This is a genomic window from Microbacterium sp. Z10_103 (assembly GCF_058310455.1).
Window position 1 is genome coordinate 2229906 of record NZ_JBZEGK010000001.1, and the last position, 24310, is coordinate 2254215.

Consider the following 24310-nt stretch of genomic DNA (forward strand, 5'->3'; position numbering starts at 1 on the left):
CGCATGGCTCTCGATTCCACCGAGGCACCGGCACAGCGCCGCGTCCTCCCCGCCCTCCTGGGTCTGCTGCTGGGCATGTTCGTGTCCATGCTCGCCTCGACCGTCGTCTCCACCTCCCTTCCGGTCATCGTCCACGACCTCAACGGCGACCAGGCCGTGTACACGTGGGTCGTCACCGCGACGCTGCTGACCACCGCCATCTCGACCCCTATCTGGGGCAAGCTCGCCGACCTGTTCAACCGCAAGCTGCTCATCCAGATCGCCATCCTGGTGTTCGTGCTCGCGACGGCGGCGGCCGGGTTCTCGCAGAACCCGGAGACGCTCATCACCTTCCGCGCGGTCCAGGGCGTGGGCGCCGGCGGTCTCGCGGCGCTCAGCCAGGTGATCATGGCGGACATCATCAGCCCGCGTGAGCGCGGCCGCTATATGGGCTTGTTCGGCGCCGTCATGGCGCTGGCGACCGTCGGCGGCCCTCTGTTGGGCGGCCTGATCACCGACGCGTTCGGGTGGCGGTGGAACTTCTTCGTCGCGCTTCCGTTCGCCGTCGCGGCACTCCTCATCCAGCAGCGGACGCTGCACCTGCCGAAGCATCCGCCCCGCAAGGTGCGCATCGACTACCTCGGCATCGTCTTCCTCGCGGCGGCGGTCTCGCTCCTGCTGATCTGGATCACCAACGCGGGGCAGAACTTCGAGTGGGCCAGCATGGAGACCGCTCTGATGGTGGGCGGCGCGGCTCTCGCGACGATCCTGTTCATCATCACCGAGCTGAAGGTGACCGAGCCCCTCATTCCCCTGAACCTCTTCCGCAACCTCACCTTCACCCTCGCCGTGATCGCCTCCATCGCCACGGGCCTGGCGATGTTCGGGACGTCGGTGTACCTCAGCCAGTACATGCAGCTCGCTCGCGGCGCGACTCCCACCGAGGCCGGGCTGCTCACGATCCCGATGATCGCGGGTCTCCTGATCGCCTCGGTCGTCGTCGGCGCGCTCATCACCCGCTTCGGGAAGTGGAAGTCGTACCTCATCGTCGGCGCCGTGCTCCTGACCGCTGGATCGTTCCTGCTGTCGACCATCCACTACGACACGCCGTTCTTCCTCGTGGGCCTTTACATGTTCCTGCTCGGCGCGGGCGTGGGCATGACGATGCAGAACCTTGTTCTCATCGTGCAGAACACCGCCGACCCGAGGGCACTCGGCGCGGCCAGCTCCGGCGTCGCCTTCTTCCGGAGCCTCGGCGGCACGATCGGGGTGTCTCTCATGGGCGCGGCTGTCGCGGCCTCGGTGACCTCGCTGGGCGCCGACCGCAAGGAGGAGATCGGCGCCGCGATCGCAAGCCTCGGACCGGATGGCGCGGCCGTCGCCGACCAGCTCAGCTCCGGCGCCCTCCCGCAGGTGTCGGCGCTGCCAGATGTCGTGCGGGTGATCTTCGAAGAGATCTACGCCACCTCGATCGCGCACGCGTTCCTCATCGCGGTGCCGCTCGCCGTTCTCAGCATCATCGCGATCGCGTTCCTGCCGAACCACGCCTTGACGCGGATGACCACGGCCGAGCGCATCGCTGCCAGCGAGGCGGACCTCGCCACGGTATCCACCACGGAGGGAATGGCCGTCCTCGCCGGCACCGGTCCTGTCCCCACCGCCGACCCGGAGAACACACCACGTCGCTCCCGCGGCGGTCGCCCCGGGATCGGCGAGGATGGCTGACATGACAGCCGCCGCCTCCCCTGAGCCCGCCGTCGCTCCGGCGATCGACGAACGCACAGAGGCGATCCGCGATCTGGAGAACTCGTTCTCCGAACTGATCACCGTGTTCCGTCGCCTCATCTCAGAGGCGGCGGAACTGGCCAGCCCGGGGATGCTCCCGGGAACCTTCAAGGTGCTCTCCGCGGTGCATCGCCACGGCCCGGTGACCCTCTCGGCCCTCGCGGAGAGACTGACGTCCGACAAGGGGCTGGCCAGCCGCAGCGTCAGCGAGCTGGAGGCGCTCGGGTTCGTCGAGCGCACCGACGACCCGAACGATCGGCGTTCGCGCCTCATCGCGGTCACTCCCCTGGGCGCCCGGAGACTGGAGGCGGCGCGCTCTCCCCACGGCGGCCGCCTGTCCGCGGCACTCGAGGAATGGTCGGTCGACGACATCCGTCACGCCACCTCGCTCCTGTCGGCTCTGGCCAGCGGGAGAGCCCCGGCCGACAGCGCATAGCGGATGCACCGGAGCTTCTCCGCACAGTGACCCCCGCGTAACACCGGCGAGACATTGCTCGGGTTGACTGTGTTCGCACCCCAGCCACCTGTGCTGCCGGTGCCGACCGCACGGAAGGAGCGCGGATGAGATTCCGGCCGCTGCGTCCCGAACCCGCCCCGACGGGATCAGCCCTCGTCTCTCCCTCCGACCCGCCCGCCACGATGCGGGCTGCCGTGATCGACTCCGCAGCCGCCGGCACCCTGCGCACCGCCGAACTCGCCGTGCCCGCACCGGTGCTGAGCGAAGTGCTCGTGCGCGTCGTCGCCGCCGGGGTGAACCCGATCGATGCCGAGACGCGCCGCGGCGAGGGGGTCGCCGACGCGATCGCGCAATACCCCGCCGCCCTCGGCTTCGACTTCAGCGGGGTGGTCGTGAAGGCGCCCTTCGAAGCCTTCCCGTTCCCGGCGGGAACCGAGGTGTTCGGGATGGCGGCTTTTCCCCGCACGGGTGGAACCTACGCCGAGTACGTCGTCGCCTCCGCCCAGTCGATCGCCCGCAAACCCGCCTCCCTGTCCCACGTGGAGGCGGCCGGCGTTCCGTTGGATGCTCTGACCGCGTGGGGCGTCATCGTTGAGACGGCTCTCGCACACGAAGGCCAACGGATCCTGATCCACCCCGGGACGGGGGGTATCGGCCATTTCGCCGTGCAGTTCGCCGCCTACTTCGGTGCCCACGTCACCGCGACCGGCCCCGCCGGCAACGCCGACTGGCTGCGCAGTCTGGGGGCGGCCGTCGTCGTGGACCACGCCACGCAGCGGTTCGAGGACGTCGTCGGCGAGGTCGACGTCGTCATCGACCTCGTGGGCAACGGCCCGGACGACACCGCACGCCGTTCGGTGGCCGTGCTGCGCCCGGGCGGCCTCCTCATCGAGGTGCCCGAGAGCGGGTGGCCGGGGCACGCCGATGCCGCGGCCGCAGCGGGCGTCCGCGCGACCGGCTACAGGGTGATTCCCGACGGTGGGGTTCTGGCCACCATCGCCCGGCTCCTGGATTCAGGGGCGGTCCAGGTCTATATCGACCGCGTGTTCGAGCTCGCGGACGCAGCGGCGGCCCATGCCGAACTCGATCGGGGCCAGACACGCGGCACCTTGGTGCTGCGGATCAGCGACGACTAAGGCGCCGTCAGCACGCGCCGGCCCTCGGCCACGACCTCATCGGCGATCGCATCCAGCAGCGGTGAGGTGAGGTTCCACTGCTGCCAGAACAGGGGCACATCGATGGGCGGGCCGCCCAGGGGAACCAGGGCGCCGGAGGCAAGGTGGTCTTCGGACGGAAAACGCGGAAGAAGACCCCATCCCAGTCCCAGAATGATCGCGGTGGCGAAGTCGTGGGAGGCGGGGACGAGATGCCGAGGCGGCGTACCGGTGACGCCGCGGGCCGCGAGCCACTGTGATTGCAGGTCGTCGCGGCGGTCGAAGTCGACGACCGGGGCGACGGCGAGCCGGTCACCGTCCACACCGGCGGGAAACCACCGGGTGACGAACGCGGCACTGGCCACCGCCTCGTAGCGGAGCATCCCGAGCGGCCTGACCCGGCAGCCGGCCACCGCCGTCTCGCGAGAGGTGACCGCGGCCATCACCGTTCCCGATTCCAGCAGCGCGGCCGTGAAGTCCTGGTCGTCGCGGTGCAGTTCGAACACCACACGCCGCCGGTCGCTCAGCCGCGCCAGGGGCGCCAGAAACCACGTCGCCAGCGAATCCGCGTTCACGGCGAGCGGCACCACGGCCGTTCCCGAGTCATCGGCGCCGATCTCAGCGAGCGCGTCGTGCTCGAGGAGGTCGAGCTGCCGTGCCAGACGCACGATGGCGCGGCCGGCGTCGGTGGCGCGCACCGGTTTCGTGCGCAACAGCACCACGCGGCCGAGACGGTCTTCGAGCGCGCGGATGCGCTGGCTGACCGCAGAGGGCGTGATGTGCAGCCGGCGAGCTGCGGCGTCCAGCGTGCCCTCGTCGAGGACGACCGCCAATGTTCGAGCGAGATCCAGCGGAACCGACATGAAGCCATGCTAAAGGTTCAAAAGAATCCTGAACTGGACTTGTCACGATTGCGTCCGTACCGTCACAGTGTGCTCCCCGCCTTCCTCGCCGGCCTCGGTCTCGGCCTCTCCCTCATCGTCGCGATCGGCGCGCAGAACCTCTTCGTGCTGCGTCAGGGCGTGCGCCGTGAGCACGTGTTCGCGGTCGCCGCCGTCTGCGCGGTGTCCGACGCCCTGCTCATCGCCCTGGGCGTCTCGGGTGTGGGCCTGGTGCTGCAGGCGGTGCCGTGGCTCATCGGGGTCATCCGCTGGGCCGGTGCGCTCTTCCTCGTCGGATACGGCCTGCTCGCCGCCCGCCGTGCGTGGCGACCGACGGGCCGCGGGCTCACACCCGCCGAGGCGGATGCTGCGGCCGGCGCGCACACGTCCCGCGGCGGATCCCCGACGCGGACGGCTCCCCGGCTTGCTCCCGTCCTCCTCACCTGCCTCGCCCTGACGTGGCTGAACCCGCACGTCTACCTCGACACCGTCTTCCTCCTCGGCTCGGTCGCCACCGCCCAGGGCGACGACCGCTGGATCTTCGCCGCAGGAGCCATGATCGCCAGCATCCTATGGTTCTTCGGTCTGGCGTTCGGCGCACGCTATCTCGGGCGTTGGCTGTCGACAGCCCGCGCATGGCGCATCCTCGACGCGATCATCGCGGTCGTCATGATCGGCATCGCTGTGAGCCTCGTCCTGCCGCGGTGACGATGCGTCCCGCCCCGACATGCACGACGATGGGGTGATGCAACGGGTCCATGTCGTCGTCCGCGGCGTCGTTCAGGGTGTGGGCTACCGCTACACCGCTCGAGCCGAGGCGCAGGCCGGCGGGCTCAGGGGGTGGGTGCGCAACAGGCGGGACGGCTCTGTGGAAGCCGAGCTCGAAGGCGACACGGCGGCGGTGGAGGCGATGGTCGAGTGGATGCGGCATGGCCCGCCGGGAGCGGAGGTCGCAGAGGTGCAGACCGACCCGGTGGACGCGGAACACGGCGCGGGAACCCGGGCGGCCGGTTTCCAGGTGCTGCCGACGGAGTGATCCGGCTGCGACTCACTCGTCGAGGGGTCGGAGGATGCGGTCGACGAAACGCCGCGTGCGCTCCTCCCGCGGTCGCGTGAAGAGCTCTTCGGGAGCACCGCGCTCGAGGATCGCCCCCCGGTCGAAGAAGAGCACCTCGTCGGCGACCCGCCGCGCGAACTCGAGCTCGTGGGTCACGATGATCATCGTCCAGCCCTCTTCGGCCAACTCGCGGAGCACCGTCAGCACCTCCCCCACCAGCTCGGGGTCGAGCGAACTGGTGGGCTCGTCGAAGAGGAGAAGGTCCGGCCGCAACGCCAGGGCCCGGACGATCCCCACCCGCTGCTGCTGCCCCCCGGACAGCTGGAAGGGATAGACGTCGCGTTTTTCGAGGAGTCCGACGCGCTCCAGCAGCGCGTCCGCCCGCGCGACCGCGTCGGCGCGGGACATCCCGTGCGCATGCACCGGGCCCTCGATCACGTTCTCGAGGACGGTGCGGTGCGGAAAGAGGTTGTGGTGCTGGAACACCATCGCCGATCGATCCCGGAGCGCCGAGCGGTCCGACTTCGCCACGCGCTCCGCGAAGTCGACGACCGGTCCGCCGTCGAAGGCGACCAGGCCGGCATCGGGCGTCTCCAGTGCGTTCAGGCACCGCAGGACGGTCGTCTTTCCCGAGCCGCTCGGCCCGATGAGGACGACGACCTCGCCCCGGCGCACCTCGAAGTCCACGCCGTCGAGCACATGGTTCGACCCGAAGCTCTTCTGCATCCCGGTCACCGTCAGCAGAGGGCGGTCGCCGCCCGCCGCCGGCGGGGCGAGCGGGTCCGGCCCGCGGAGATCATCGCGCGACATAGCGATCGAGCCTCCTCTCGAGGAGATTCTGCCCCGTGGAGAGCACCAGGCAGAACGCCCAGTAGATGGCCGCGGCTTCGAGGTAGATGATCATGAACTCGTAGGTGAACGCTGCGATGTTCTCCGCGCGGCGGAAGAGCTCGGTGACGAGGATGAGGGACGCCAGCGACGTGTCCTTCACGAGGGAGATGAAGGTGTTGGACAGCGGGGGAACCGATACGCGGGCCGCCTGCGGGAGCACGATCCGGGTGAGGGCTCGCGCGGGAGAGAATCCGACCGTGTGCGCGGCCTCCCACTGGCCCTTGGGCACCGAGAGGATCGCGGCGCGGATGACCTCGGCGGCGTACCCGCCCACATTGAGAGAGAACGCGATGATCGCCGCGGGCCACGGATCCATCACCACGCCGATCGAGGGCAGGCCGTAGAAGATCACGAACAGCTGCACGAGGAGGGGTGTGCCGCGGATGACGGAGACGTAGAAGCGGGCCACCGCTGACAGGAGGGCGTTGCCCGATAGCCGGAGCAGCGCGACCCCCAGGGCAAGGACGAGGCCGAGGGCGAAGGAGGCGAGGGCCAGCGGGATGGTGCCGGTGAGCCCCGCCAGCAGCAGCGGCCAGAAGGAGTCCACGACGAGCGTCCACGTCTCGTTCACGGGCGCTCCTCCTCGACGTCGGGCTTACTCGGTGACGTCCGCGCCGAAGTACTTCTCGCTGATCTCGGCGAGCACTCCTTCTTCGCGCAGTTCGGCCAGGGCGGCGTCGACGGCGTCGACCAGCGCCTCCCGGTCCTGGGTGAAAGCGAACGCGTTGTACGCGGGGTCCTCCGTCTCGGCCGCGATCTTCAGACCGGTCGGCCCCTCGCTCTTCTCGTAGTCGAGGAAGGTCAGATTGTCGTTGACGGTGGCATCCACGCGTCCCTGCTGCAGCAGGGCGACGGCCTGCGCCCATCCCTCGACCGGCTCCACGGTCGCACCGCTCTCCGTGGCCAGCTCATACCAGTTGCTCGTCAGCGACTGGGCGGTCGTCTTGCCGGCGAGGTCGTCGAAGCTCGAGATGGATGCGTCGTCCTCGGCGACCACGATGACGCCGGGCGAGACCGTGTACGGCTCGCTGAAGAGATACTTCTCTTCCCGCTCGGGGTTGATCGAGACCTGGTTGGCGATGACATCGAATCGGCCGGCGTCAAGACCGGCGAAGATCGCATCCCACTGCGTCTCCTGGAACGTCACGTCCAGGTCGAGCTTTTCCGCGACGGCTTCCGCGATCTCGACATCGAAGCCGACGAGATCGCCCGACGCGTCATGGAAGGTGAAGGGCCGATAGGTGCCCTCGGTGGCGACGGTGAGTGTGCCGGGTGAGACGAGACCGTACTCCTCGCCCGCGGCCGTGGCGCCCGGCTCCGTCGCGCCGCCGCTGCACGCGGTGAGGGCAAGGACGAAGCCCACGGCGAGAGTGACGGCGGGAAAGCGACGAGAAAGCATGAGGATCCTGACGTCTCGGGAGGAAGGCGGTCCGCGCCGATCGGTGGCATTTTGCGCCGACAGAGGAGTACAGCACGGGATGAACCGAGGCGGAATTCGCGTTACGCCGCGTTGCACGCTTTCCGCGCCCGCACAAGAACGAAGGGCCCCGCCCGGAGGCGGAGCCCTTCGTGAGAAGCGTGGATCAGGCGAAGACGTTGACGTCCAGCGGGATGCCGGGGCCGAACGTGGTCGACACCGAACCCTTCTGGATGTAGCGGCCCTTGGCGCTGGAGGGCTTCAGGCGGACGATCTCTTCGAGCGCGGCGTTCAGGTTCTCGTCGAGCTGGTCGGCGGAGAACGAGGCCTTGCCCACGACGAAGTGCACGTTGGCGTGCTTGTCGACGCGGAACTCGATCTTTCCGCCCTTGATCTCCTCGACGGCCTTGGCCGGGTTCGGGGTGACCGTACCGGTCTTGGGGTTGGGCATGAGGCCGCGGGGGCCCAGCACCTTACCCAGGCGACCGACCTGACCCATCAGCTCGGGGGTGGCGACGGCCGCGTCGAAATCGGTCCAGCCACCGGCCACGCGCTCGATGAGCTCGGTGCCGCCGACCTCGTCAGCACCCGCCGCGATCGCCGCTTCGGCCGCGGGGCCGTTCGCGAACACGATGACGCGGGCGGTCTTGCCCGTGCCGTGCGGAAGCATGACGGTGCCACGCACCATCTGGTCTGCCTTACGCGGGTCGACGGCGAGCTTGAGCGCGACCTCGACGGTCGAGTCGAACTTCTTCGATCCGGTCTCCTTCGCCAGGGCGACAGCCTCGGCGGGAGTGTAGAACTTGTCGGCCGCGATCTTCTCAGCAGCGGCGCGGAATGCCTTGGACTTGGTAGCCATGTTCTTATCCCCCTCAGTCCTCGACCGTGATGCCCATGGAACGGGCGGTGCCCGCGATGATCTTCGAGGCGGCCTCGATGTCGTTCGCGTTCAGGTCGGGCTGCTTGGTCTCGGCGATCTGACGGACCTGATCCTTGGTGAGCTTGCCCACCTTGGACGTGTGCGGGGTCTGCGAGCCCTTCGCGACGCCGGCGGCCTTCTTGATCAGCTCGGCGGCGGGCGGGGTCTTCAGGATGAAGGTGAAGCTGCGGTCCTCGTAGACGGTGATCTCCACGGGGATGACGTTGCCGCGCTGCGACTCGGTCGCGGCGTTGTACGCCTTGCAGAACTCCATGATGTTCACGCCGTGCTGACCGAGCGCGGGCCCGATCGGCGGCGCGGGGTTGGCGGCGCCGGCATTGATCTGGAGCTTGATCAGGCCGGTCACCCGCTTCTTCGGTGCCATGTGTTTCCTCACTGTCGTGCGCCCGGCGGGCGCGCTGCCACGAACCAGGCGAATCCTGGCAGTGGTGGGGGTTCGCTGCCCGATGGGGGCAACCACACAAGTATAGCCGGGGCGACCGCCCGGGGGCACTCCGCGTCCAGGCACGACCCGCCGCTGCGGATCACCCGCCGTAGGTCGCGACCAGGCGCCGGCCGATCTCGGCGAGCTCCCGCCGCACGCTCACCGGTTCCACCACTTCCACCCCGCCGCTCCAGCCGGCGAGCTGCTCGGCGAGGGCCACCGCATTCTGTGCCCGCACCTCCACGCGCGTGCGGTCGTTCCCGGCGTCCCCCATGACGCGGGCGTACCGCCCGAACTGCGCGCACAGCGGTCCGGCGACGGCGGCGTCGGCGAGCACGAGGGCGGATGCTGCGCTGCGATGCCCCTCGACCGCTTCCACCATCTCGTCCCACGCCTGCTCCGGCGAGAAGTCCGCGGGCGCTCGCCCCACCGCGTGCGCCGCGCCCAGCTCACGGATACGGTCCAGCCGATACGTCCGAATCCGCGACGTGTCGGCGATTCCGGTCTCCGGTGCCGGCGGCGCTGCCAACAGGTACCAGGCATCGCCGCGCCGCCCGACGACCAGCGGCACCAGCGCACGCGCGTTCCCATCGCGATACGCCACGTCCACCGCCCGCTGGGTGGCGATCGCCTCCTGCAGCATCCCCGCCGCGGCAGGCGGCTCGGGGGCGGCGTTGCGTCCCCAGGATCGACCGCTGATCGTTGCGGCGACGACCCGTTCGGCCGCGTCACGGAACGGAGGCGGCAGCGCTCGCAGCATCTTCCGTTCGGCACGGACCGCCGCATCCGATTCGGTCGCAGTCCGCGCCAGCCGCAGAACAAGGGCGAAGGCTTCCGGCCCCGTCAGGCCCGTCAGGTCGGTGCGGGCTCCGCCGATCAGCTGCCACCCTCCCCCGCGGCCCGGGCGCGGGTAGATGGGCACTCCCGCCGCGAGCAGGGCCTGCAGGTCGCGCCGGGCGGTGGGCACCGAGACCTCGAGTTCCGCAGCGAGCTGAGCCGCGGTGACGGTGCCGCGTGCCTGCAGCACCAGAAGAGCTTGGATCAACCGGTCGGCTCGCATGCTCCCAGAATCCCAGGAAAAGTGATCGTGCGGTGATCACTTTGAGCGGAAGAGTGGACTCATGACGAAGAAGGAGAACGACATGTTCCGTGGACTGGCAAACCTCAACCTCGTCGCCGCCGATATGGCGGCCGCCGTCTCCTGGTACGCCGAGGTGCTGGGTGCTCCGCCGTACTTCGTGCGCCCCGAGAGCGGACCCGTCGAATACGCCGAGTGGCGGTTCGGCGACGACGAGGACGAACTCGCCCTCATGTCCAGCGCTTACCGTCCCCCGTTGCCGGCGCCGGGCGGCGCACTGGTGAGCATGCACGTCGATGACATCCGCGCGAGCGTCGACCGCCTGGTGGGGTCGGGCGCCGACGTGTTCGACCCGATCACCCCGCGCGGGGAGGGGTGGTGGTCTGCGTCGATCGTCGACCCGTTCGGCAACCTCCTCGGACTCATCCAGAGCCCGCACTGGGCGGCCCGGCACGAGTGACGCGAAACGCCCCGCCGGCCGGAGCCGAGCGGGGCGTTTCGAGGCGTCGCGCCTACAGCTTGGTGACCTGGTCGAAGCTGAGCTCGACCGGCGTCTCGCGCTCGAAGAGGGAGACCAGCACGGTGAGCTTGCCGCTCTCCGGCTTGATCTCGCTGATCGAGCCGGGGAGACCCGCGAACGAGCCCTCCTTGATCGTGATGGTCTCGCCGATCTCGAAGTCGACCTCGGCGGGGATGCTGCGCGCCACGGCCTGGCCGCCCTTGGCGGAACCGGCCTTGGTGGGCGCGACCTCCTTGACCTCCACGAGGCTCTTCAGCATGGTGAAGGCCTCCTCGAAGCGCAGCGGCGTGGGGTTGTGGGCGTTGCCCACGAAGCCGGTGACACCCGGGGTGTGACGGACGACCGACCACGTGTCTTCGTTGAGCTCCATGCGCACGAGCACGTAGCCCGGGATCCGGACGCGCGTAACCATCTTGCGCTGGCCGTTCTTGATCTCGACGACGTCCTCCATGGGGACCTCGACCTGGTAGATGTCGTCCTCCACCTCGAGGGTGGACTTCCGCTGCTCGATGTTGGCTTTCACCTTGCGCTCGAAGCCGGCGTAGGAGTGGATGACGTACCACTTGCCCGGCAGCATCCGAAGCTCGGTCCGGAACGCCTCGTAGGGGTCCGCGTCCTCATCGTCCTCAGCGGCGTCGGTCGCGTCGTCCGCGACGGCAGCCTCCTCCGCGGTGGCAGCGTCCTCAGCGGTGGCGTCGTCCATGGCGACGGAGTCGTCCTGGTCGCCCGCCGTGACGATGTCATCGGGGTTGACCGTGGGGTCGAAGCCTTCGGGTTCTTCCGCGGCGTCGGCGGGATCGACCGAAGCCTCCACCTCGTCCACGACGCCGGCGGCTTCGGTGACCGACTCCACGAAGTCGGGATCCAGCACCGGCTCGTCGGGCTCGCCGTTCACATCCGGTCCGTCGTAGGGGGTCACGTCCGGCTCCTCCGCATTGTGGTCGGCCGCCTCGTCGGCGAGCGATTCGGCGAGCGCCTCCGCGGCGGCTTCCACCTCCGCTGCCTCGTCGATGGTCAGCGCGTCGTTCACGATCGCGTCGGCCTCGGGGTCGTCGATCAAGATGTCCTCGTCCGCGAAGGTGTCGACGTCACCCGTGTCGTCGCCGTCTTCCACGACGTGGATGGCACTCTGCTCGGCCGGTGCCACGGATCGCTCCTCGGCGGCGAGCTGGTTGCCCTCCTGCGCTTCGTCGTCCTCGCTGGACTGCTCGGCGGCCGTCGCCCAGTCGGCGTCGTCGTTGTATCTCTCAGACAATTGTGATCTCTTCCGTTGATGGTGCGGGCGTCGAAGCCGCTCCGCAAGCGCTCACGGCGCAGGTCAGGGGGCGGAGCCGCCTGGCACGCCGAAGACCGCCGTGGTAATCCAGACGAACAGCACGTCCAGTCCGTAGACCAGCGCCATCATGATGACGACGAAGGCGAGCACGACGGCCGTGAACTTCAGCAGCTCGGAGCGGGTCGGGGTGACCACCTTCCGAAGCTCCGCGAACACCTGGCGGACGAATATGGCGATGCGCGCGAAGAAGTTGGGCCTCTTCTCGCGTGGCGCGTCGCGTCCTGCGACCACCTCGCCTCTCGGCTCATCCTGGACCATCGCACCTACCTGGGTTGCCTACCGTGTGCCAGCATGCGCCAGCGCGCAGGGCGGACAGGAATCGAACCTGCAACCTGCGGTTTTGGAGACCGCTGCTCTGCCAATTGAGCTACCGCCCTAGAGGCCGTGAGGCCCCGGGATGCCCGCACTCCGCCACCGTGACCTGTCCGAAAGGGGGTCGGCCCGACCGGCGGGCACGGCGAAAGAATGCAGACTTTCCTGCAGGGGAAGTCTACGTCATCCCTTTCCCACCCGCGAACCCGCTCAGCGAGTGCACGGGGTGAAGACGGCGGTGACCAAGACCGGGTCGTCGAATGTCACGGTGACCACGATCCCGTCTTCGGACGCCCACGCCTGCTGTTCCGGCGCGTCCGACGCCGAACGGATCCGGTCCCACGTCTCCGGGTCGAGCTCGGCCCCGAGGGCGCCCACCTGAGCATCGACGGCGTCCACCGGCGCGGTGACGGGGAGTGTGCCCGTGGCCACGAGTGCGTGCTGCGTCCCCTCGCCATCCTCGCCGCACGCCTGCTCGGACTCCGGCGCCGTCTCGACCGTGCGGAGGATCGCCGGGTCGGCGTCGGAGAGGACCCCGACCAGATCGTCGAAGACCTCCCGCGTCTCGCTGCGCACTTCCGCCGGGTCGGGACCGAAGGTGCACGCAGTCAGCGCTGTCGCGCACACAGCGAGGGCGAGGACGGCTCCGGCGAGCCGGATGCGCGGTTGCCGCGTCATGGGCGGATCACCTCCTGCACTTCGAACGTCGCCGGATCGGGCGCGGCGACGGGCACGCCGAGGCCCGCGAGCTGTTCGACCAGCCACCCGTCGTGCCAATCCGCGACGTTGCACGGCGCGGAGGACGCCTCGAAAGCCGTGGCGGGCACGTCGTGCTGGATCACCGCACGACAGCTGGCGTCAGCCTCGATCTGCGGACGATAGGCGTCCTGGCTCACGCCGGCGCTCTCCGCGGCAGCGAACTGCGTCGAGTAGCGGTCCCATTGATACCAGTGCATGGCTTCGTGGACGAAGATCGGCCAGATGTTCGCGCGGGTGGCACCCGGATCCCAGGCCAGGAAGACCCGGTTGCGGAATTTGCTGTCGTAGCATCCGCCGAGAGCGATCCGGTAGGTCTCGTCGGCCGCCGCGAAGCCGCAGTTCTGCGGGCCGCCGTCGTAGACGATCTGCACCGCCGATGCTCCGATGCCGTCCAGCAGCGCGCGAGCCTCACCATCCCCGCCGGGCATCCCGTCGCCGCCCGGATTGGGCGCCGACACGGCGGGTGCCGCATCCTCGGCCAGAAAGGCCTCGTTCGAGGCGACCGCACCGTTCCACAGCGACTCGGCATCCCGGTACGCGGTGCGCTGCGTCTGGATCTGGGCGGCGATTTCGGCGGTTCCCTCGAAGGCCGCCGTGACGACGGTCTGCTGGCCTGTGGTGACCGCGCGTGCGGCCAGCGCGCGCTCCTGCGCGTCTCGGACTGCCCACCAGATTCCTGCCCCGGCCGCTGCCAGCACCACCACCGCGATCACGGCGACGAGCCAGATCACACGACGCCGGCGCCACCTCCGCACCCCTGAGGCGAGGGCTCCCGAAACGTCGCCCTGGTCGGTCACGGGGACAGGAGCGGGAGCGTCGGCGGGGAGGGTCATCAGGCGACGCGGATGAGCTTCTTATTGACGAACTCGTCGGCACCGAGGAGCCCCAGCTCACGGCCGGTGCCGCTGCGCTTGACTCCGCCGAAAGGCAGCTCGGGCGAATCGGCGAGCACCACGTTCACGTAGACCATGCCCGCGTCGATCCCGTCGGCCACCCGTTCTGCCTGCTCCGGGTCGGTCGTGAACACGTACGACCCCAATCCGAATCCGGTGTCGTTCGCGATGGCGACCGCCTCCTGCTCGCCGGATGCCCGGTAGACGACGCCCACGGGTCCGAAGAACTCCTCGCGGTACGCATCCATGTCGCTCGTGACGCCGGTGAGCACCGTGGGCGCGAAGAACGCGCCGTCGCGCGTACCGCCCGCGACGAGTGTCGCGCCCTGCGCGACGGCCCGCTCGACCTGTTCCGCGAGGCGTTCGGCGGCCGCAGCGGATGAGAGCGGGCCGAGGACCGTGTCCTCGGCAAGCGGGTCGCCGACCTTCGCCGCGCTCATGGCGGCGGTGAACTTGTCGAGAAACGCCTCGTACAGCTCATCGACGACGATGAAGCGCTTCGCGGCGTTGCACGACTGTCCGGTGTTGTCCAGGCGCGCGTCGACGGCGGACTGCACGGTGCCGTCGAGGTCGTCGGTGGACAGCAGCAGGAACGGGTCGGAACCACCCAATTCGAGCGCCACCTTCTTCAGGTTCCGTCCGGCGATCTCGGCGACGGCCGCTCCGGCGCGCTCCGATCCCGTCACCGAGACACCCTGCACGCGCGGATCGGCGATGATCGCGGCGGCCTGGTCGTTGGTGATGCGGACGTTGACGTACGCGCCCTCCGGGAAGCCGGCGTCGCGGTAGAGGAGCTGCAGCGCCTCGGCCGACTCCGGGCACTGCGGAGCATGCTTGAGCAGGATGGTGTTGCCCACAGCGAGGTTGGGCGCGGCGAACCGCGCCACCTGGTAGTACGGGAAGTTCCACGGCATGATGCCCAGCAGCACGCCCAGCGGCGACCGGCGGATCACCGCGCTCCCGTCGCCGGAGATGTCGAGCGGCTGGTCGCCGGTGAACTCCTCGATGTGGTCGGCGTAGAACTCGGTGATGTCAGCGGCGAAGTCGACCTCGCCGAGTGCCGCCTCCAGGGGCTTTCCCATCTCCCGCACGATGATCGCTGCGAGCAGGTCACGACGCTCGCGGTGCAGTTCGGCCGCGCGGCGCAGGAGCGCGGCCCGGTCGGCGACGGAGGTGCGCGACCACGTCCGGTAGGCGTCGGAGGCCGCGGCGATCGCCCCCTCGACGCCACGGTCGGTCAACGTGTCGTATTCGGCCAGCCTTTCCCCTGTGGCGGGGTTGACGACGGCGTATTCGCTCATGACGTTCCTTTCGCTCTCATACAGTCTGCCGCCGGCGGCGCGCGCTCGCGGGGGCGTCCTTCGACAGTGTCTCCCCACGGAAGAACGCAGGACGGCGGACGGCCTGCCAGATCATGACCACGATCCCGAGGCCGATGATCGTGACACCCAGCACGAAGACGCTGCCCACGCCGAACCATTCCGTCCCGCTGCCGTAGTCGGGGTCGAGGCTCTCCACGAGGGTGACGGCGAACAGGCCCGCGAGGATGATGCCGCCCACAAGCGGGAAGAGGAGCGTGAAGAAGACGTCGCGCACCGAATCGAACCACTGCCGGCGGAAATACCACACGCACGCGAAGGCCGTGAGCCCGTAGTAGAAGCAGATCATCAGCCCGAGGGTGGTGATGGTGTCCCACAGCACGTTCTCGTTGACGAACCGCATGATGGCGTAGAAGACCGAGGCGACGACCGCCGACACGATGGTGGCGTAGCCCGGCGTGAAGAACCGCGGGGTGACCTGCGCGAATTTGGGCGGAAGGGCGCCGTAGTGGCCCATCGCCAGGAGCGTGCGCGCGGGCGAGACGAACGTCGACTGCAAAGAGGATGCCGAGCTGGTCAGTACGGCGAGCGACACGAGGAAGGCGAGCGGGCCGAGAACCGGTCCGCTCAGATAGAAGAAGACGTTGTCCTGGATGTCGGGGTTGCCCAGGCCCAGCTCCCCCTCCCCCGTACCCGCGAACGCGAGGAGCGCGAGCGAGATGAGCAGGTACAGCACCACGATCGTGACAACGGTGAGGGTGGCCGCCCGACCCGGAGTCTTCTCGGGATCCTTCGTCTCCTCATTCATCGTGAGGGTGACGTCCCATCCCAGAAGATGAAGATCGACAGCGAGAGCCCCGCCACGACGGCGGTGAACGATCCCACGGCGAAGGGGTTGAACCAGCTCAGCTCCGGTGGGCTCGCGTCGAACGCATTCCCCTGGGCGACGTGGACGAAGGCGGCGATCGAGAAGACCACGAGTACCAGCACCTGGAATGTCACGAGGACGTACTGCAGTTTCTGGGTGGTCTGCATGTCGCGGTAGGAGACCAACGTGGCGCCCAGCATGAACAGGAGGCACACGGCGACGTTGATGAACGGGTTGAAGGCCAGCTCGGCGATCGTGCCCGGGCTGCCCGCGATCTGGTCGATGAGCAGGAAGAGGAACTCCACCGCGATCCCGGCCAGATTGGAGAGCACGAGAATCGTGGCGGCGATGAGGCCCCACCCCGCCATCCACCCCACCCACGGTCCGAAGGCCCGAGCCGCCCACGTGAACGACGTGCCGGAGTCGGGCATCTGCTTGTTCAGTTCGCGGTACCCGAAAGCGACGAGCAGCATCGGGATGAAACCGACGAGGATGATGGCGGGCACCTGGAAGCCGACCTCCGACACCGTGGGACCGAGGGCGGCCGTCAGCGTGTAGGCGGGTGCGATGCACGAGATGCCGATGACGATGGCCCCGAGCAGACCCACCGTCCCCGCAGACAGCCCCTTCTTCGAGAGTCCGCCGGCGCCGTCGCCGGTCGTGGCCGCGGGCGACCCGCTTCTCGGAGCGGTCATGGGCGCCCTCCTTCTTCCGGGCGCGTGCGGGGCACGACGATGAGGGGAACGGGAAGTTCGCGGAGCATCTTGGCCGCGGTGGAACCGAGGAAGAGCCGGCGCGGCTGCGCGAGTCGGCTCGAGCCGACGATCGCGATCTCGCTCTGATCCCACGTCAACGCCCCGACGGCCTCTTCGACGCTGTCGCCGCGGGCGAGGACCACGTCGGCGCTGATCGCCTCGGGGAGCGATGCTCGTGCCTGTTCGAGCACACGCTGGGCGTGCGCGGCGCCGGCGACCCGGATCGCGGCGGTGTCCAGTCCCGCGGGCAGGTCGATCGTCTCGAGCGAGACCAGGCGAAGCGGGACGGATGCTGCGGCGGCGAGGGCGACCGACTCCTCCAACAGCACGTCGGCCCCCGCGCGTGTGCCCACGGCGGCGGTGACCCGGGACAGGCCCGCCGAGGGGTCGATGCGTCGCGACCCCTCGGGGGCGAGGACCACGGGGACGTCGGAGGTGTGCAGCAGCTCGCTCGCGACCGACCCGAGGAAGTGCCGGCCGCGGATTCCGCCGTTCGCCGCGCCCACGACGAGGTACGCCGCATCCACCTCCCGCGCGGTGTGCCAGAGCCCCTCCGCGAACGATTCGCCGTACCGGACGCTGCCCCGGTGGCGCACTGCTTGGCCGAGTTGCTGCTGTGCGTCGGCGAGCCATTCCTCCGCGCGCGCACGGACGAGCCGCCCATATCCGGCGTCCGGGGGCGTGATGACGCTGCGGGCCGCGTCGGGCAGGACGATCACGATTTCCAGTGGCGCGTCGATGGCGGCCGCGAGGCGTGCGGCCACCGCGAGGGCGTCGGCTCCGGCGTCGGTCGCGGTGTACCCCACGGCGATCGGGCGGCTCATGCGCGAGCCTCGGTCACGATCGCGTCGGCCACGCGCCGCCCCATCCGGATGGCGCCGTCGACGTGCTGGTAGCCCGCCCCGGCGAGGTCGCTGCAGGCGAAATGGATCGGGCCGACCGGGGTCCGGGCGTCGGCGTTGTAGCGGGCCAGCCCGCCGAGATCGAAGCTCGCGGCGTAGGCGCCGCGCGTCCATTCCTCAGCCCCCCAGTCGCTTTCGTAATACACGACCGGGTTCTTGGCCTCGGACCCGTAGTAGTGCGACAGCGACTCCAAGATGAGCTCCTTGCGCTGGGCGGCCGGAAGGCGGAAGAGGTCGTCGGCGTGGCGGTCGGAGACGAAGCCGACGAGGGTGCCCCGGGGATCGCCATGGTTGGTGTTGTCGTAGGCCTCGTGGCAGATCTCGTACGGGCTGAACGCCGTCGCCGACAACCCCTGCTCGCGCCAGAACGGCGTCTCGTACACGGCGTGCACCTTGATGACGAAACCCATCGACAGGTGCTGGTGCATCTGCTGCTGCAACCGCGGGAGCGGGGGGTGGAAGGAGATGCGCGGGTACAGCACCGGTGCCAGCGCGAGCACGGCGTAGCGGGCGCGGACGATGACCTCGTCGGTCGTCGCGGTCACGCCACCGGTTCCCGGCCCCGTCGCAGACTCCCACGCGAGTTCGCGCACCGGCTGGCCGAGCACGACGTCATCTCCGAGCCGCTCAGCCAGCAGCAGCGGCACCTGCTGGAGTCCTCCCACGACACGCTTGTCGAGGATGAAGTCGGCGTCGACCAGGTGCGAGAAGCTCCCCGCGCTCGCCGCCATCAGCAGCGCCTGGAGCGCCGAGAACGCGTGGGCGGGCTTGGTCAGCATGGCTCCGGCGATGAACAGCGCCACATTCTCGCGCGCCTCGATGTCGTCGGTCTCGCGCGCCAGCCACTCCTCGAACGAGACGCGGTCGAGCGCTGCCGCGGCGGGGTGTCGCTCGGGGGCGTCCGGGTCGATCTCGGCCACGAGCGCGTCGAGCTTCTCGATGAGTTCGACCATCGCGCGTTCGGTTTCGGGAGCCACCGGGAAGATGTCTCCGGTGAACCGGGTGGGCGTGCCGTCGCGGCCGATGTACACGCTGTCGCCCTGACGGTAGCGGGGGTACGTTTCCAGCCCCAACTCATCGAGGGTCTGGATGAGCGCGTCCTGGTCGGGCGAGACCCACTGGCCCCCGATCTCCAGCATCGCGCCGTCGATGACGTCGGTCCACAGTCGGCCGCCGACGCGGTCACGCGCTTCCAGCACCGCCACCGACAGGCCGGCCGTGCGCAGGGCGTTCGCGGCGGTGAGCCCCGCCGCCCCGGCTCCGACGACCACGACGTCCCTCGTCAGCTCTCTCATGCTCGCCCCCCTCGACCGTTGCGGCGCTCAGGCCTGCTGGAGGACGCCGGAGAGGACGTCGAGGCCCTCGACCAACAGATCATCGCCGATCGACAACGGCGGGAGGAAGCGGATGACGTTGCCGTACGTGCCGCAGGTCAGCACGATCACGCCCTCGGCCAGGCACGCCTTCGCCACGGCGGAGGTGAGAGCCGCATCGGGGGCACCCGAGGCCGGGTCGACGAACTCGGCGGCGACCATCGCGCCGAAGCCGCGGACATCCCCGATCCGGGGGTCCTCGTCCTGCATGGAGCGCAGGCGCCGCTGCAGGATCTCGCCGAGCTCGCGTGCGCGCTCGACGAGGTTCTCGGTCTCGTACACCTCGAACGCCGCCAGCGCCGCGGCGCACGCGATCGGGTTGCCCCCGTAGGTGCCGCCGAGCCCGCCGGCGTGCGCGGCATCCATGATCTCGGCCCGACCGGTGACGGCGGCCAGCGGCAGGCCGCCGGCGATGCCCTTGGCGGTGGTGATCAGATCCGGGATGATCCCGAACAGCTCGCTCGCGAACATCGCACCCGTCCGGGCGAAGCCGCTCTGCACCTCGTCGGCGATGAACACCACGCCGTTCGCCCGACACCAATCCGCGAGGGCGGGAAGGAACCCCTCGGCGGGGACGATGAATCCGCCCTCGCCCTGGATCGGTTCGATGAGCAGGGCCGCGAGGTTGTCGGCGCCGATCTGCTTCTCGATCACCGAGATGGCTTTCGCCGCCGCATCCGGCCCGCTCAGCCCATCGCGGTACGGATACGACATCGGGGCGCGGTAGATCTCCGACGCGAAGGGACCGAAGCCGCTCTTGTACGGCATGCTCTTGGCCGTCAGCGCCATCGTGAGGTTCGTCCGCCCGTGGTAGGCGTGGTCGAAGGCGACGACCGCTTGGCGCCCGGTGGCCTTCCGTGCGATCTTGATGGCGTTCTCCACCGCCTCGGCGCCGCTGTTGAACAGCGCGCTCTTCTTGGTGTGGTCCCCCGGGGTGAGCCGGTTGAGCGCCTCGGCGACGGCGACGTACGACTCGTACGGCGAGATCATGAAGCACGTGTGGGTGAAGCGTGCCACCTGCTCCTGCACAGCTGCGACGACCGCCGGGTGGGCGTTCCCGATGGTCGTGACCGCGATGCCCGAACCGAGGTCGATCAGCGAATTGCCATCGGCATCCACGACGACACCCCCGCCGGCGGCGACCGCCGCGATCGGGGCGGTGTGTCCGACTCCGGACGCCACAGCCGCGGCCTTCCGCTCGAGGATCTCGCGCGAGCGGGGACCGGGGAGATCGGTGACGAGCCGGCGCACCTGAGGCAACGACGGCCCGCCGACGGACGAGAGAACGGCGGATTGGCTCATGGCGGCGATGCTAGGCAGGCGCCACGGGGCCCGCACTCGCCGTCATGTACATTCGACCCGAGTCCGTGTACGTCGCGGACATCCGGACGGAAGGAGAGTGCGTGGTCGACCCCTCCGCCTCCTCCGCGACCGTCCGCACACTGGTCATGCGTCCGGATCTGCACCTGCGCCTGGCCACACCGGAGGAGGCCCTCGAACCCGGGGCGTGGGAGCGGCCGGTGCGGTGGGTGCACAGCAGCGACCTCGCCGACCCGACGCCCTTCCTCTCCGAGGGGCTCGTGCTGTTGACGACCGGCACGCAGTTCGCGGACGGGGCGGACGACGAGGAGACCTTCCGCGCCTATGTCCGGCGCCTGCGCGACCGCGGGGTCGCAGCGCTCGGATTCGGCACCGAGGTGGTGCGGCCCGGGATCCCGCCGTTGCTGGAAGCGGCCTGCGTGGCGGTCGGGATGCCGCTGTTCGAGGTGCCCTATCGCACGCCCTTCATCGCGGTGGCACGCGCGAACGGCGAGGCGGTCGCCGCAGAGTCCTACGCGCGACGGACCTGGGCGCTGGCGGCGCAGCGAGCGGTTTCGCTCGCCGCGCTCCGCCCCGACGGACTCCACGCCACCCTCGCCGAGCTCGCGCGCCAACTCGGGGCGTGGGTGGGGCTCTACGACACCGCCGGCGCGCTGCGGCGCGAGCATCCGGTGGGGGCTCTGGATGCGAGCATCCGGGACGACCTCGCCGCCGAAGTCGCCGCCGTGCTCCGCCGCGGCGCGCGGGCGGGCTCGGCGATGCGCATCGGCGATGTGCCCTTCTCCCTCCAGACGCTCGGCCGCGGGGGGCATCTCCGGGGCGTCCTGGCGATCGCCGCGGGTGATCTGGACGCCGAGAGTCGCGCCGTCGTCACGTCGGTGATCGCGATGGCCGGTCTCGCGCTCGAACAGAACGAGGGCGTGCAGCGCGCTCAGGGGATGCTGCGGGCCGGCGTCGTCCAGGCCCTGCTGGCCGGCGAGGTCGCGCTCGCCCGGCGCTTCGTCCGGGAACTCGGTGGCAGCCTGCCCGCCGGGTCGATGACGGTCATCGTGGCGGAGGGGAACGCCGCGCAGCTGGAGAACGTCGCCGAGTGGCTCGCCGCGTCGACCATGGAGCCGATCTTTTTCGGCCGCGGGCCCGAGGGTCTTGTCGTCGCCGTCGCGCCGGGCTCCGCCCTGCCCGAGGCGCTCGTGGAGCGCTTCCCCGTGCGTGTGGGCGTGTCCGCTCCGGCGGGGTGGCCCGAATTCGCCCGCGCGCACGACGAGGCGCTGGCCGCGCTCCGCCGACAACGTGGGCGAGTCGCACGGTTCGGGGAAACCGCCGCCTCCGGAGTGCTCGGCGCGTTGGACAGCGACCTCGCCCGGGTGCTGGCGGCAGCATCCCTCGCCCCCCTGGTCGATCACGACCGGACGCGCGGCACGGAACTGGTCTCGACCCTCCGCGCGTGGCTGGAGAACGACGCGCGCATCGATGCGACGGCCGCCGCGCTCGGGGTGCACCGCCATACGGTGCGCACCCGGATCGCCCAGGCCGAGTCGGTGCTCGGCTCCGATCTGTCGTCCTTCCCCGCCCGCGCCGAGCTGTGGGCGGCCCTGCAGGTCGCGCGGCTCTGACCTGCGCCGCGGCGGAATTCTTCGGCGCCGAGCGGTTGTTCCAACTCGTGACGCTGGTCGGGTACTACAGGATGGTGGCGACCCAGCTCGCCGTATTCGATATTCAGCCGCCACATGGCGCCTGAGGAGGACGAGATGACCGTGTCCAACGAAACCAGTCGCGACATCATCGACGCCGAGGGCGGACCCGACGCAGAGCCGATGCTCGACGCCGAGGATTTCAAGGCCGCCTTCCGCAACCACCCCGCCGGCGTCGCCGTCATCACCGCCGAGGGCACCGACGGACCGGTCGCCCTGACGGCCACGTCCGTGTCGTCGGCGAGCGTGACCCCGCCTCTCCTGGTCTTCTCGGTCTCGGAGCTGTCGTCGAGCGCCCCGACGATCCGGCAGGCCGAGACGGTGGTCGTGCATCTCCTCGAGGCCGAACAGCTGCAGATCGCGAAGCTCGGCGCGACGAGCGGCATCGACCGGTTCGCCGACACGTCGCTGTGGACCCGGCTCCCCACCGGCGAGCCCTACTTCCCCGCCGCCTCCTCCTGGATCCGCGGCCGTGTCGTCGGCACGGTGTCAGCCGGAGTCGCCACGGTCATCCTCGTTCAGGCGCTCGAGGCGCACACGCAGGATCCGGATGCCGCGGGCACCACGCATCCGCTGGTCTACCACAACCGCACATGGCACCGGCTCGGAGATCACTCGCGCATCGACTGAGGTCGCCCCGCGTCAGCGCGGGGCGTGCGCCTCGAGGAACTCGTAGACCTCGGTGGTGTCGACGCCGGGAAAGGCGCCCGTGGGGAGCGTCGCCAGCAGGGTGCGCGGCGTGCGGACGTTCGGCCACGCGAATGCGCGCCACGACGATTCCAGCCCGGCCGGGGCCCGGCGGCAGCACGTTTCGACCGAATGCTTCGACACGCCGCGGTTCGGGGTGTCGCGGCCGAGGAACCACTTCGTGTCGTCGAAGCGGACGCCCACGCTCACCGAGTGCGCGCCTTCGCTGGAGGCCTCCACCCGCGCCGTGCACCAGTACGTGCCGTTGCCGGTGTCGGTGTACTGGTAGTACGGGTTGAAGCGATCGTCTTCGTCGAAGACCACACGGCTCGTCCACCGTCGGCAGCACATCTGTCCCTCGATCGACCCCAGCCGGTCGGTCGGGAAGTTCACGTCGTCGTTCTCGTAGGCCTTCGTGATCGTGCCCGACTCGTGCACCTTGAGGAAGTGCACCGGGATGCCCAGGTGCACCGTCGCGAGGTTGGTGAACCGGTGCGCCGCCGTCTCGTACGACACGGAGTACGCGTCGCGGAGATCCTCGATGCTGATCGCCCGGGACGCCTTGGCGTCGGAGAGGAAGGTCACGGCCGACTCCTCCGGAACCAGCAGCGCACCGGTGAGGTAGTTCGTCTCCACCCGCTGACGGAGGAACTGCGCATAGCTCGTGGGTTCGCTGTGGCCGAGGATGCGGCTGGACAGCGCCTGCAGCACCGCCGTGCGCGGGTCGCCTTTCGCCGTCAGGCGGCTGGAGAGGTACAGGCGGCCGTTCTTGATGTCCGCGACGCTGCGGGTGGTCTGGGGCAGATCGGGAACGTAGTGCAGCGTGAAGCCGAGATGGCCGGCGATGTCGCTCGCGCTGCGCTGGGTGAGCGGGCCGCCCGGGTGACCGACGGCGGCGAGGATGCTGCGGGCGCTGTCTTCCAGCTCGGGGAAGTAGTTGTCTTGCTTGCGCATGAGGCGCCGGAGCGCGACGTTGGCACGGCGGGCCTCCTCGGGGGTGGCCGCCCGCTCGTCCCGCAGCCGGTCGATCTCCCCCTGCAGCGCGAGCATCGTTTTCAGCACGTCGTCGGGCACAGACTTGCCCACCCGGAAGGGCGCGATCCCGAGTGCCTGGAAGGTCTGGCCGCGCATCGCCTTCTCCAGCGCGATCTCCATGGTTGCGCGCTCATTCAGCGGCTCGGAGGCGAGAAGAGCGTCGAGCGTCGTCCCCAGGGCGCGTGAAATGGCCTGCAGCATCGTGAGCTTGGCCTCGCGCCGGCCGTTCTCGATCATCGACAGCTGGCTGGGGGCTCGCCCGACGGCGCCGGCGAGTTCTTCGAGGGTGAGGCCGCGCGCGCTGCGCAGTTGCCGGATGCGCCGTCCGATCGTCAGGGGGTCCACTCCCTCATCGTCGGGAAGATCGGCGGGATCCGACAGGGCAGCAGCGGTGCTCATGCGCGCAGTCTGTCACGTATGCAGAAGTTTCTGGAAAGTTCACACCGACATCGTCTGCTCGGTGCGGGGAAGGTCACG

At 69.6% G+C, this 24310-nt stretch carries 24 protein-coding genes, 1 tRNA gene and 1 pseudogene; 8 read left to right on the top strand and 18 right to left on the bottom strand.

What is annotated here, in order from left to right; genetic code table 11:
* The first annotated feature begins 3 nt into the window (after positions 1-3).
* The 3 genes from AC4FS2_RS10855 to AC4FS2_RS10865 all read left to right on the top strand — a co-directional run bounded on the left by AC4FS2_RS10855 (position 4) and on the right by AC4FS2_RS10865 (position 3357).
* Positions 4-1704: an MDR family MFS transporter gene (locus AC4FS2_RS10855; RefSeq protein ID WP_491156958.1), complete on the top strand. Its 1701-nt coding sequence runs from the start codon at positions 4-6 to the stop codon at positions 1702-1704.
* Position 1705: 1 nt separating this feature from the next.
* Complete coding sequence (locus AC4FS2_RS10860) at positions 1706-2200, top strand: MarR family winged helix-turn-helix transcriptional regulator (protein ID WP_491156960.1); 495 nt, start codon at positions 1706-1708, stop codon at positions 2198-2200.
* 125 nt (positions 2201-2325) lie between these two features.
* Positions 2326-3357: an NADP-dependent oxidoreductase gene (locus AC4FS2_RS10865; RefSeq protein ID WP_491177230.1), complete on the top strand. Its 1032-nt coding sequence runs from the start codon at positions 2326-2328 to the stop codon at positions 3355-3357.
* On the opposite strand, the gene AC4FS2_RS10870 is transcribed toward AC4FS2_RS10865, so the two are convergent.
* On the bottom strand, positions 3354-4238 hold the full coding sequence (locus AC4FS2_RS10870) for a LysR family transcriptional regulator ArgP (RefSeq protein ID WP_491156964.1): 885 nt from the start codon (positions 4236-4238) through the stop codon (positions 3354-3356). The two genes, AC4FS2_RS10865 and AC4FS2_RS10870, sit on opposite strands and share 4 nt — an antisense overlap.
* Before the next feature lie 69 nt (positions 4239-4307).
* On the opposite strand from AC4FS2_RS10870, the gene AC4FS2_RS10875 reads away from it, so the two are divergent.
* Together AC4FS2_RS10875 and AC4FS2_RS10880 are read left to right on the top strand one after the other, a co-directional pair.
* Positions 4308-4964 carry a LysE/ArgO family amino acid transporter gene (locus AC4FS2_RS10875; protein ID WP_491156965.1) on the top strand — a complete coding sequence of 219 codons (657 nt, stop codon included), beginning with the start codon at positions 4308-4310 and terminating at the stop codon, positions 4962-4964.
* A 37-nt stretch (positions 4965-5001) separates the two neighbouring features.
* Positions 5002-5292 carry an acylphosphatase gene (locus AC4FS2_RS10880; protein WP_491156967.1) on the top strand — a complete coding sequence of 97 codons (291 nt, stop codon included), beginning with the start codon at positions 5002-5004 and terminating at the stop codon, positions 5290-5292.
* Between the two features lie 12 nt (positions 5293-5304).
* Here AC4FS2_RS10880 and AC4FS2_RS10885 read toward each other — a convergent pair whose 3' ends face one another.
* The 6 genes from AC4FS2_RS10885 to AC4FS2_RS10910 all read right to left on the bottom strand — a co-directional run bounded on the left by AC4FS2_RS10885 (position 5305) and on the right by AC4FS2_RS10910 (position 10045).
* Positions 5305-6123 (bottom strand): amino acid ABC transporter ATP-binding protein, encoded by an 819-nt coding sequence (locus tag AC4FS2_RS10885; protein WP_491156969.1) that lies wholly within the window; start codon positions 6121-6123, stop codon positions 5305-5307.
* The gene (locus AC4FS2_RS10890; RefSeq protein WP_491156970.1) at positions 6110-6775 is read right to left on the bottom strand and encodes an amino acid ABC transporter permease; all 666 of its coding nucleotides are present in this window, start codon (positions 6773-6775) and stop codon (positions 6110-6112) included. The genes AC4FS2_RS10885 and AC4FS2_RS10890 overlap by 14 nt, the downstream gene beginning before the upstream one ends.
* A 24-nt stretch (positions 6776-6799) precedes the next feature.
* Positions 6800-7603, bottom strand: coding sequence for an amino acid ABC transporter substrate-binding protein (locus tag AC4FS2_RS10895; RefSeq protein ID WP_491156972.1), 804 nt, complete (start codon positions 7601-7603; stop codon positions 6800-6802).
* A 184-nt stretch (positions 7604-7787) separates the two neighbouring features.
* On the bottom strand, positions 7788-8480 hold the full coding sequence (gene rplA / locus AC4FS2_RS10900; RefSeq protein ID WP_491156973.1) for a 50S ribosomal protein L1: 693 nt from the start codon (positions 8478-8480) through the stop codon (positions 7788-7790).
* A gap of 13 nt (positions 8481-8493) precedes the next feature.
* Positions 8494-8925 carry a 50S ribosomal protein L11 gene (gene rplK, locus AC4FS2_RS10905; protein WP_491156975.1) on the bottom strand — a complete coding sequence of 144 codons (432 nt, stop codon included), beginning with the start codon at positions 8923-8925 and terminating at the stop codon, positions 8494-8496.
* 160 nt (positions 8926-9085) lie between these two features.
* Positions 9086-10045: a helix-turn-helix transcriptional regulator gene (locus AC4FS2_RS10910; RefSeq protein WP_491156977.1), complete on the bottom strand. Its 960-nt coding sequence runs from the start codon at positions 10043-10045 to the stop codon at positions 9086-9088.
* A gap of 61 nt (positions 10046-10106) precedes the next feature.
* Between AC4FS2_RS10910 and AC4FS2_RS10915 the strand changes: the two genes are divergently transcribed.
* Entirely contained in the window at positions 10107-10523 is a 417-nt protein-coding gene (locus AC4FS2_RS10915; protein ID WP_491156979.1) for a VOC family protein, read from the top strand.
* Positions 10524-10575: 52 nt separating this feature from the next.
* Here the strand turns inward: AC4FS2_RS10915 and nusG are convergent, their stop codons facing one another.
* From nusG to gabT, 10 genes and pseudogenes are all read right to left on the bottom strand, one after another.
* Positions 10576-11613 (bottom strand): transcription termination/antitermination protein NusG, encoded by a 1038-nt coding sequence (gene nusG, locus AC4FS2_RS10920; protein ID WP_491157086.1) that lies wholly within the window; start codon positions 11611-11613, stop codon positions 10576-10578.
* 288 nt (positions 11614-11901) lie between these two features.
* Positions 11902-12177 carry a preprotein translocase subunit SecE gene (gene secE / locus AC4FS2_RS10925; RefSeq protein WP_491156981.1) on the bottom strand — a complete coding sequence of 92 codons (276 nt, stop codon included), beginning with the start codon at positions 12175-12177 and terminating at the stop codon, positions 11902-11904.
* A gap of 46 nt (positions 12178-12223) precedes the next feature.
* A tRNA-Trp gene (locus tag AC4FS2_RS10930) sits at positions 12224-12296 on the bottom strand.
* A 145-nt stretch (positions 12297-12441) separates the two neighbouring features.
* Positions 12442-12909, bottom strand: a complete 468-nt coding sequence (locus AC4FS2_RS10935; RefSeq protein ID WP_491156982.1) for a hypothetical protein — start codon at positions 12907-12909, stop codon at positions 12442-12444.
* Positions 12906-13823: a hypothetical protein gene (locus AC4FS2_RS10940; protein ID WP_491156983.1), complete on the bottom strand. Its 918-nt coding sequence runs from the start codon at positions 13821-13823 to the stop codon at positions 12906-12908. Before AC4FS2_RS10940 ends, AC4FS2_RS10935 begins: the two co-directional genes overlap by 4 nt.
* On the bottom strand, positions 13823-15184 hold the full coding sequence (locus AC4FS2_RS10945) for an NAD-dependent succinate-semialdehyde dehydrogenase (protein ID WP_491156985.1): 1362 nt from the start codon (positions 15182-15184) through the stop codon (positions 13823-13825). The genes AC4FS2_RS10940 and AC4FS2_RS10945 overlap by 1 nt, the downstream gene beginning before the upstream one ends.
* Before the next feature lie 16 nt (positions 15185-15200).
* Positions 15201-16765, bottom strand: a pseudogene (locus AC4FS2_RS10950) (APC family permease).
* Entirely contained in the window at positions 16762-17649 is an 888-nt protein-coding gene (locus tag AC4FS2_RS10955) for a universal stress protein (RefSeq protein WP_491156987.1), read from the bottom strand. Before AC4FS2_RS10955 ends, AC4FS2_RS10950 begins: the two are co-directional and overlap by 4 nt.
* Positions 17646-19022, bottom strand: coding sequence for a flavin monoamine oxidase family protein (locus AC4FS2_RS10960; RefSeq protein ID WP_491156989.1), 1377 nt, complete (start codon positions 19020-19022; stop codon positions 17646-17648). Before AC4FS2_RS10960 ends, AC4FS2_RS10955 begins: the two co-directional genes overlap by 4 nt.
* 27 nt (positions 19023-19049) lie before the next feature.
* Positions 19050-20402 (bottom strand): 4-aminobutyrate--2-oxoglutarate transaminase, encoded by a 1353-nt coding sequence (gene gabT / locus AC4FS2_RS10965; RefSeq protein WP_491156991.1) that lies wholly within the window; start codon positions 20400-20402, stop codon positions 19050-19052.
* A 101-nt stretch (positions 20403-20503) separates the two neighbouring features.
* Here gabT and AC4FS2_RS10970 point away from each other — a divergent pair, with 101 nt between their 5' ends.
* Entirely contained in the window at positions 20504-22033 is a 1530-nt protein-coding gene (locus AC4FS2_RS10970) for a PucR family transcriptional regulator (protein ID WP_491156993.1), read from the top strand.
* A 135-nt stretch (positions 22034-22168) separates the two neighbouring features.
* The gene (locus tag AC4FS2_RS10975) at positions 22169-22741 is read left to right on the top strand and encodes a flavin reductase family protein (RefSeq protein WP_491156995.1); all 573 of its coding nucleotides are present in this window, start codon (positions 22169-22171) and stop codon (positions 22739-22741) included.
* Positions 22742-22753: 12 nt separating this feature from the next.
* Here the strand turns inward: AC4FS2_RS10975 and AC4FS2_RS10980 are convergent, their stop codons facing one another.
* Positions 22754-24232: a helix-turn-helix domain-containing protein gene (locus AC4FS2_RS10980; RefSeq protein WP_491156997.1), complete on the bottom strand. Its 1479-nt coding sequence runs from the start codon at positions 24230-24232 to the stop codon at positions 22754-22756.
* Between the last annotated feature and the right edge of the window lie 78 nt (positions 24233-24310).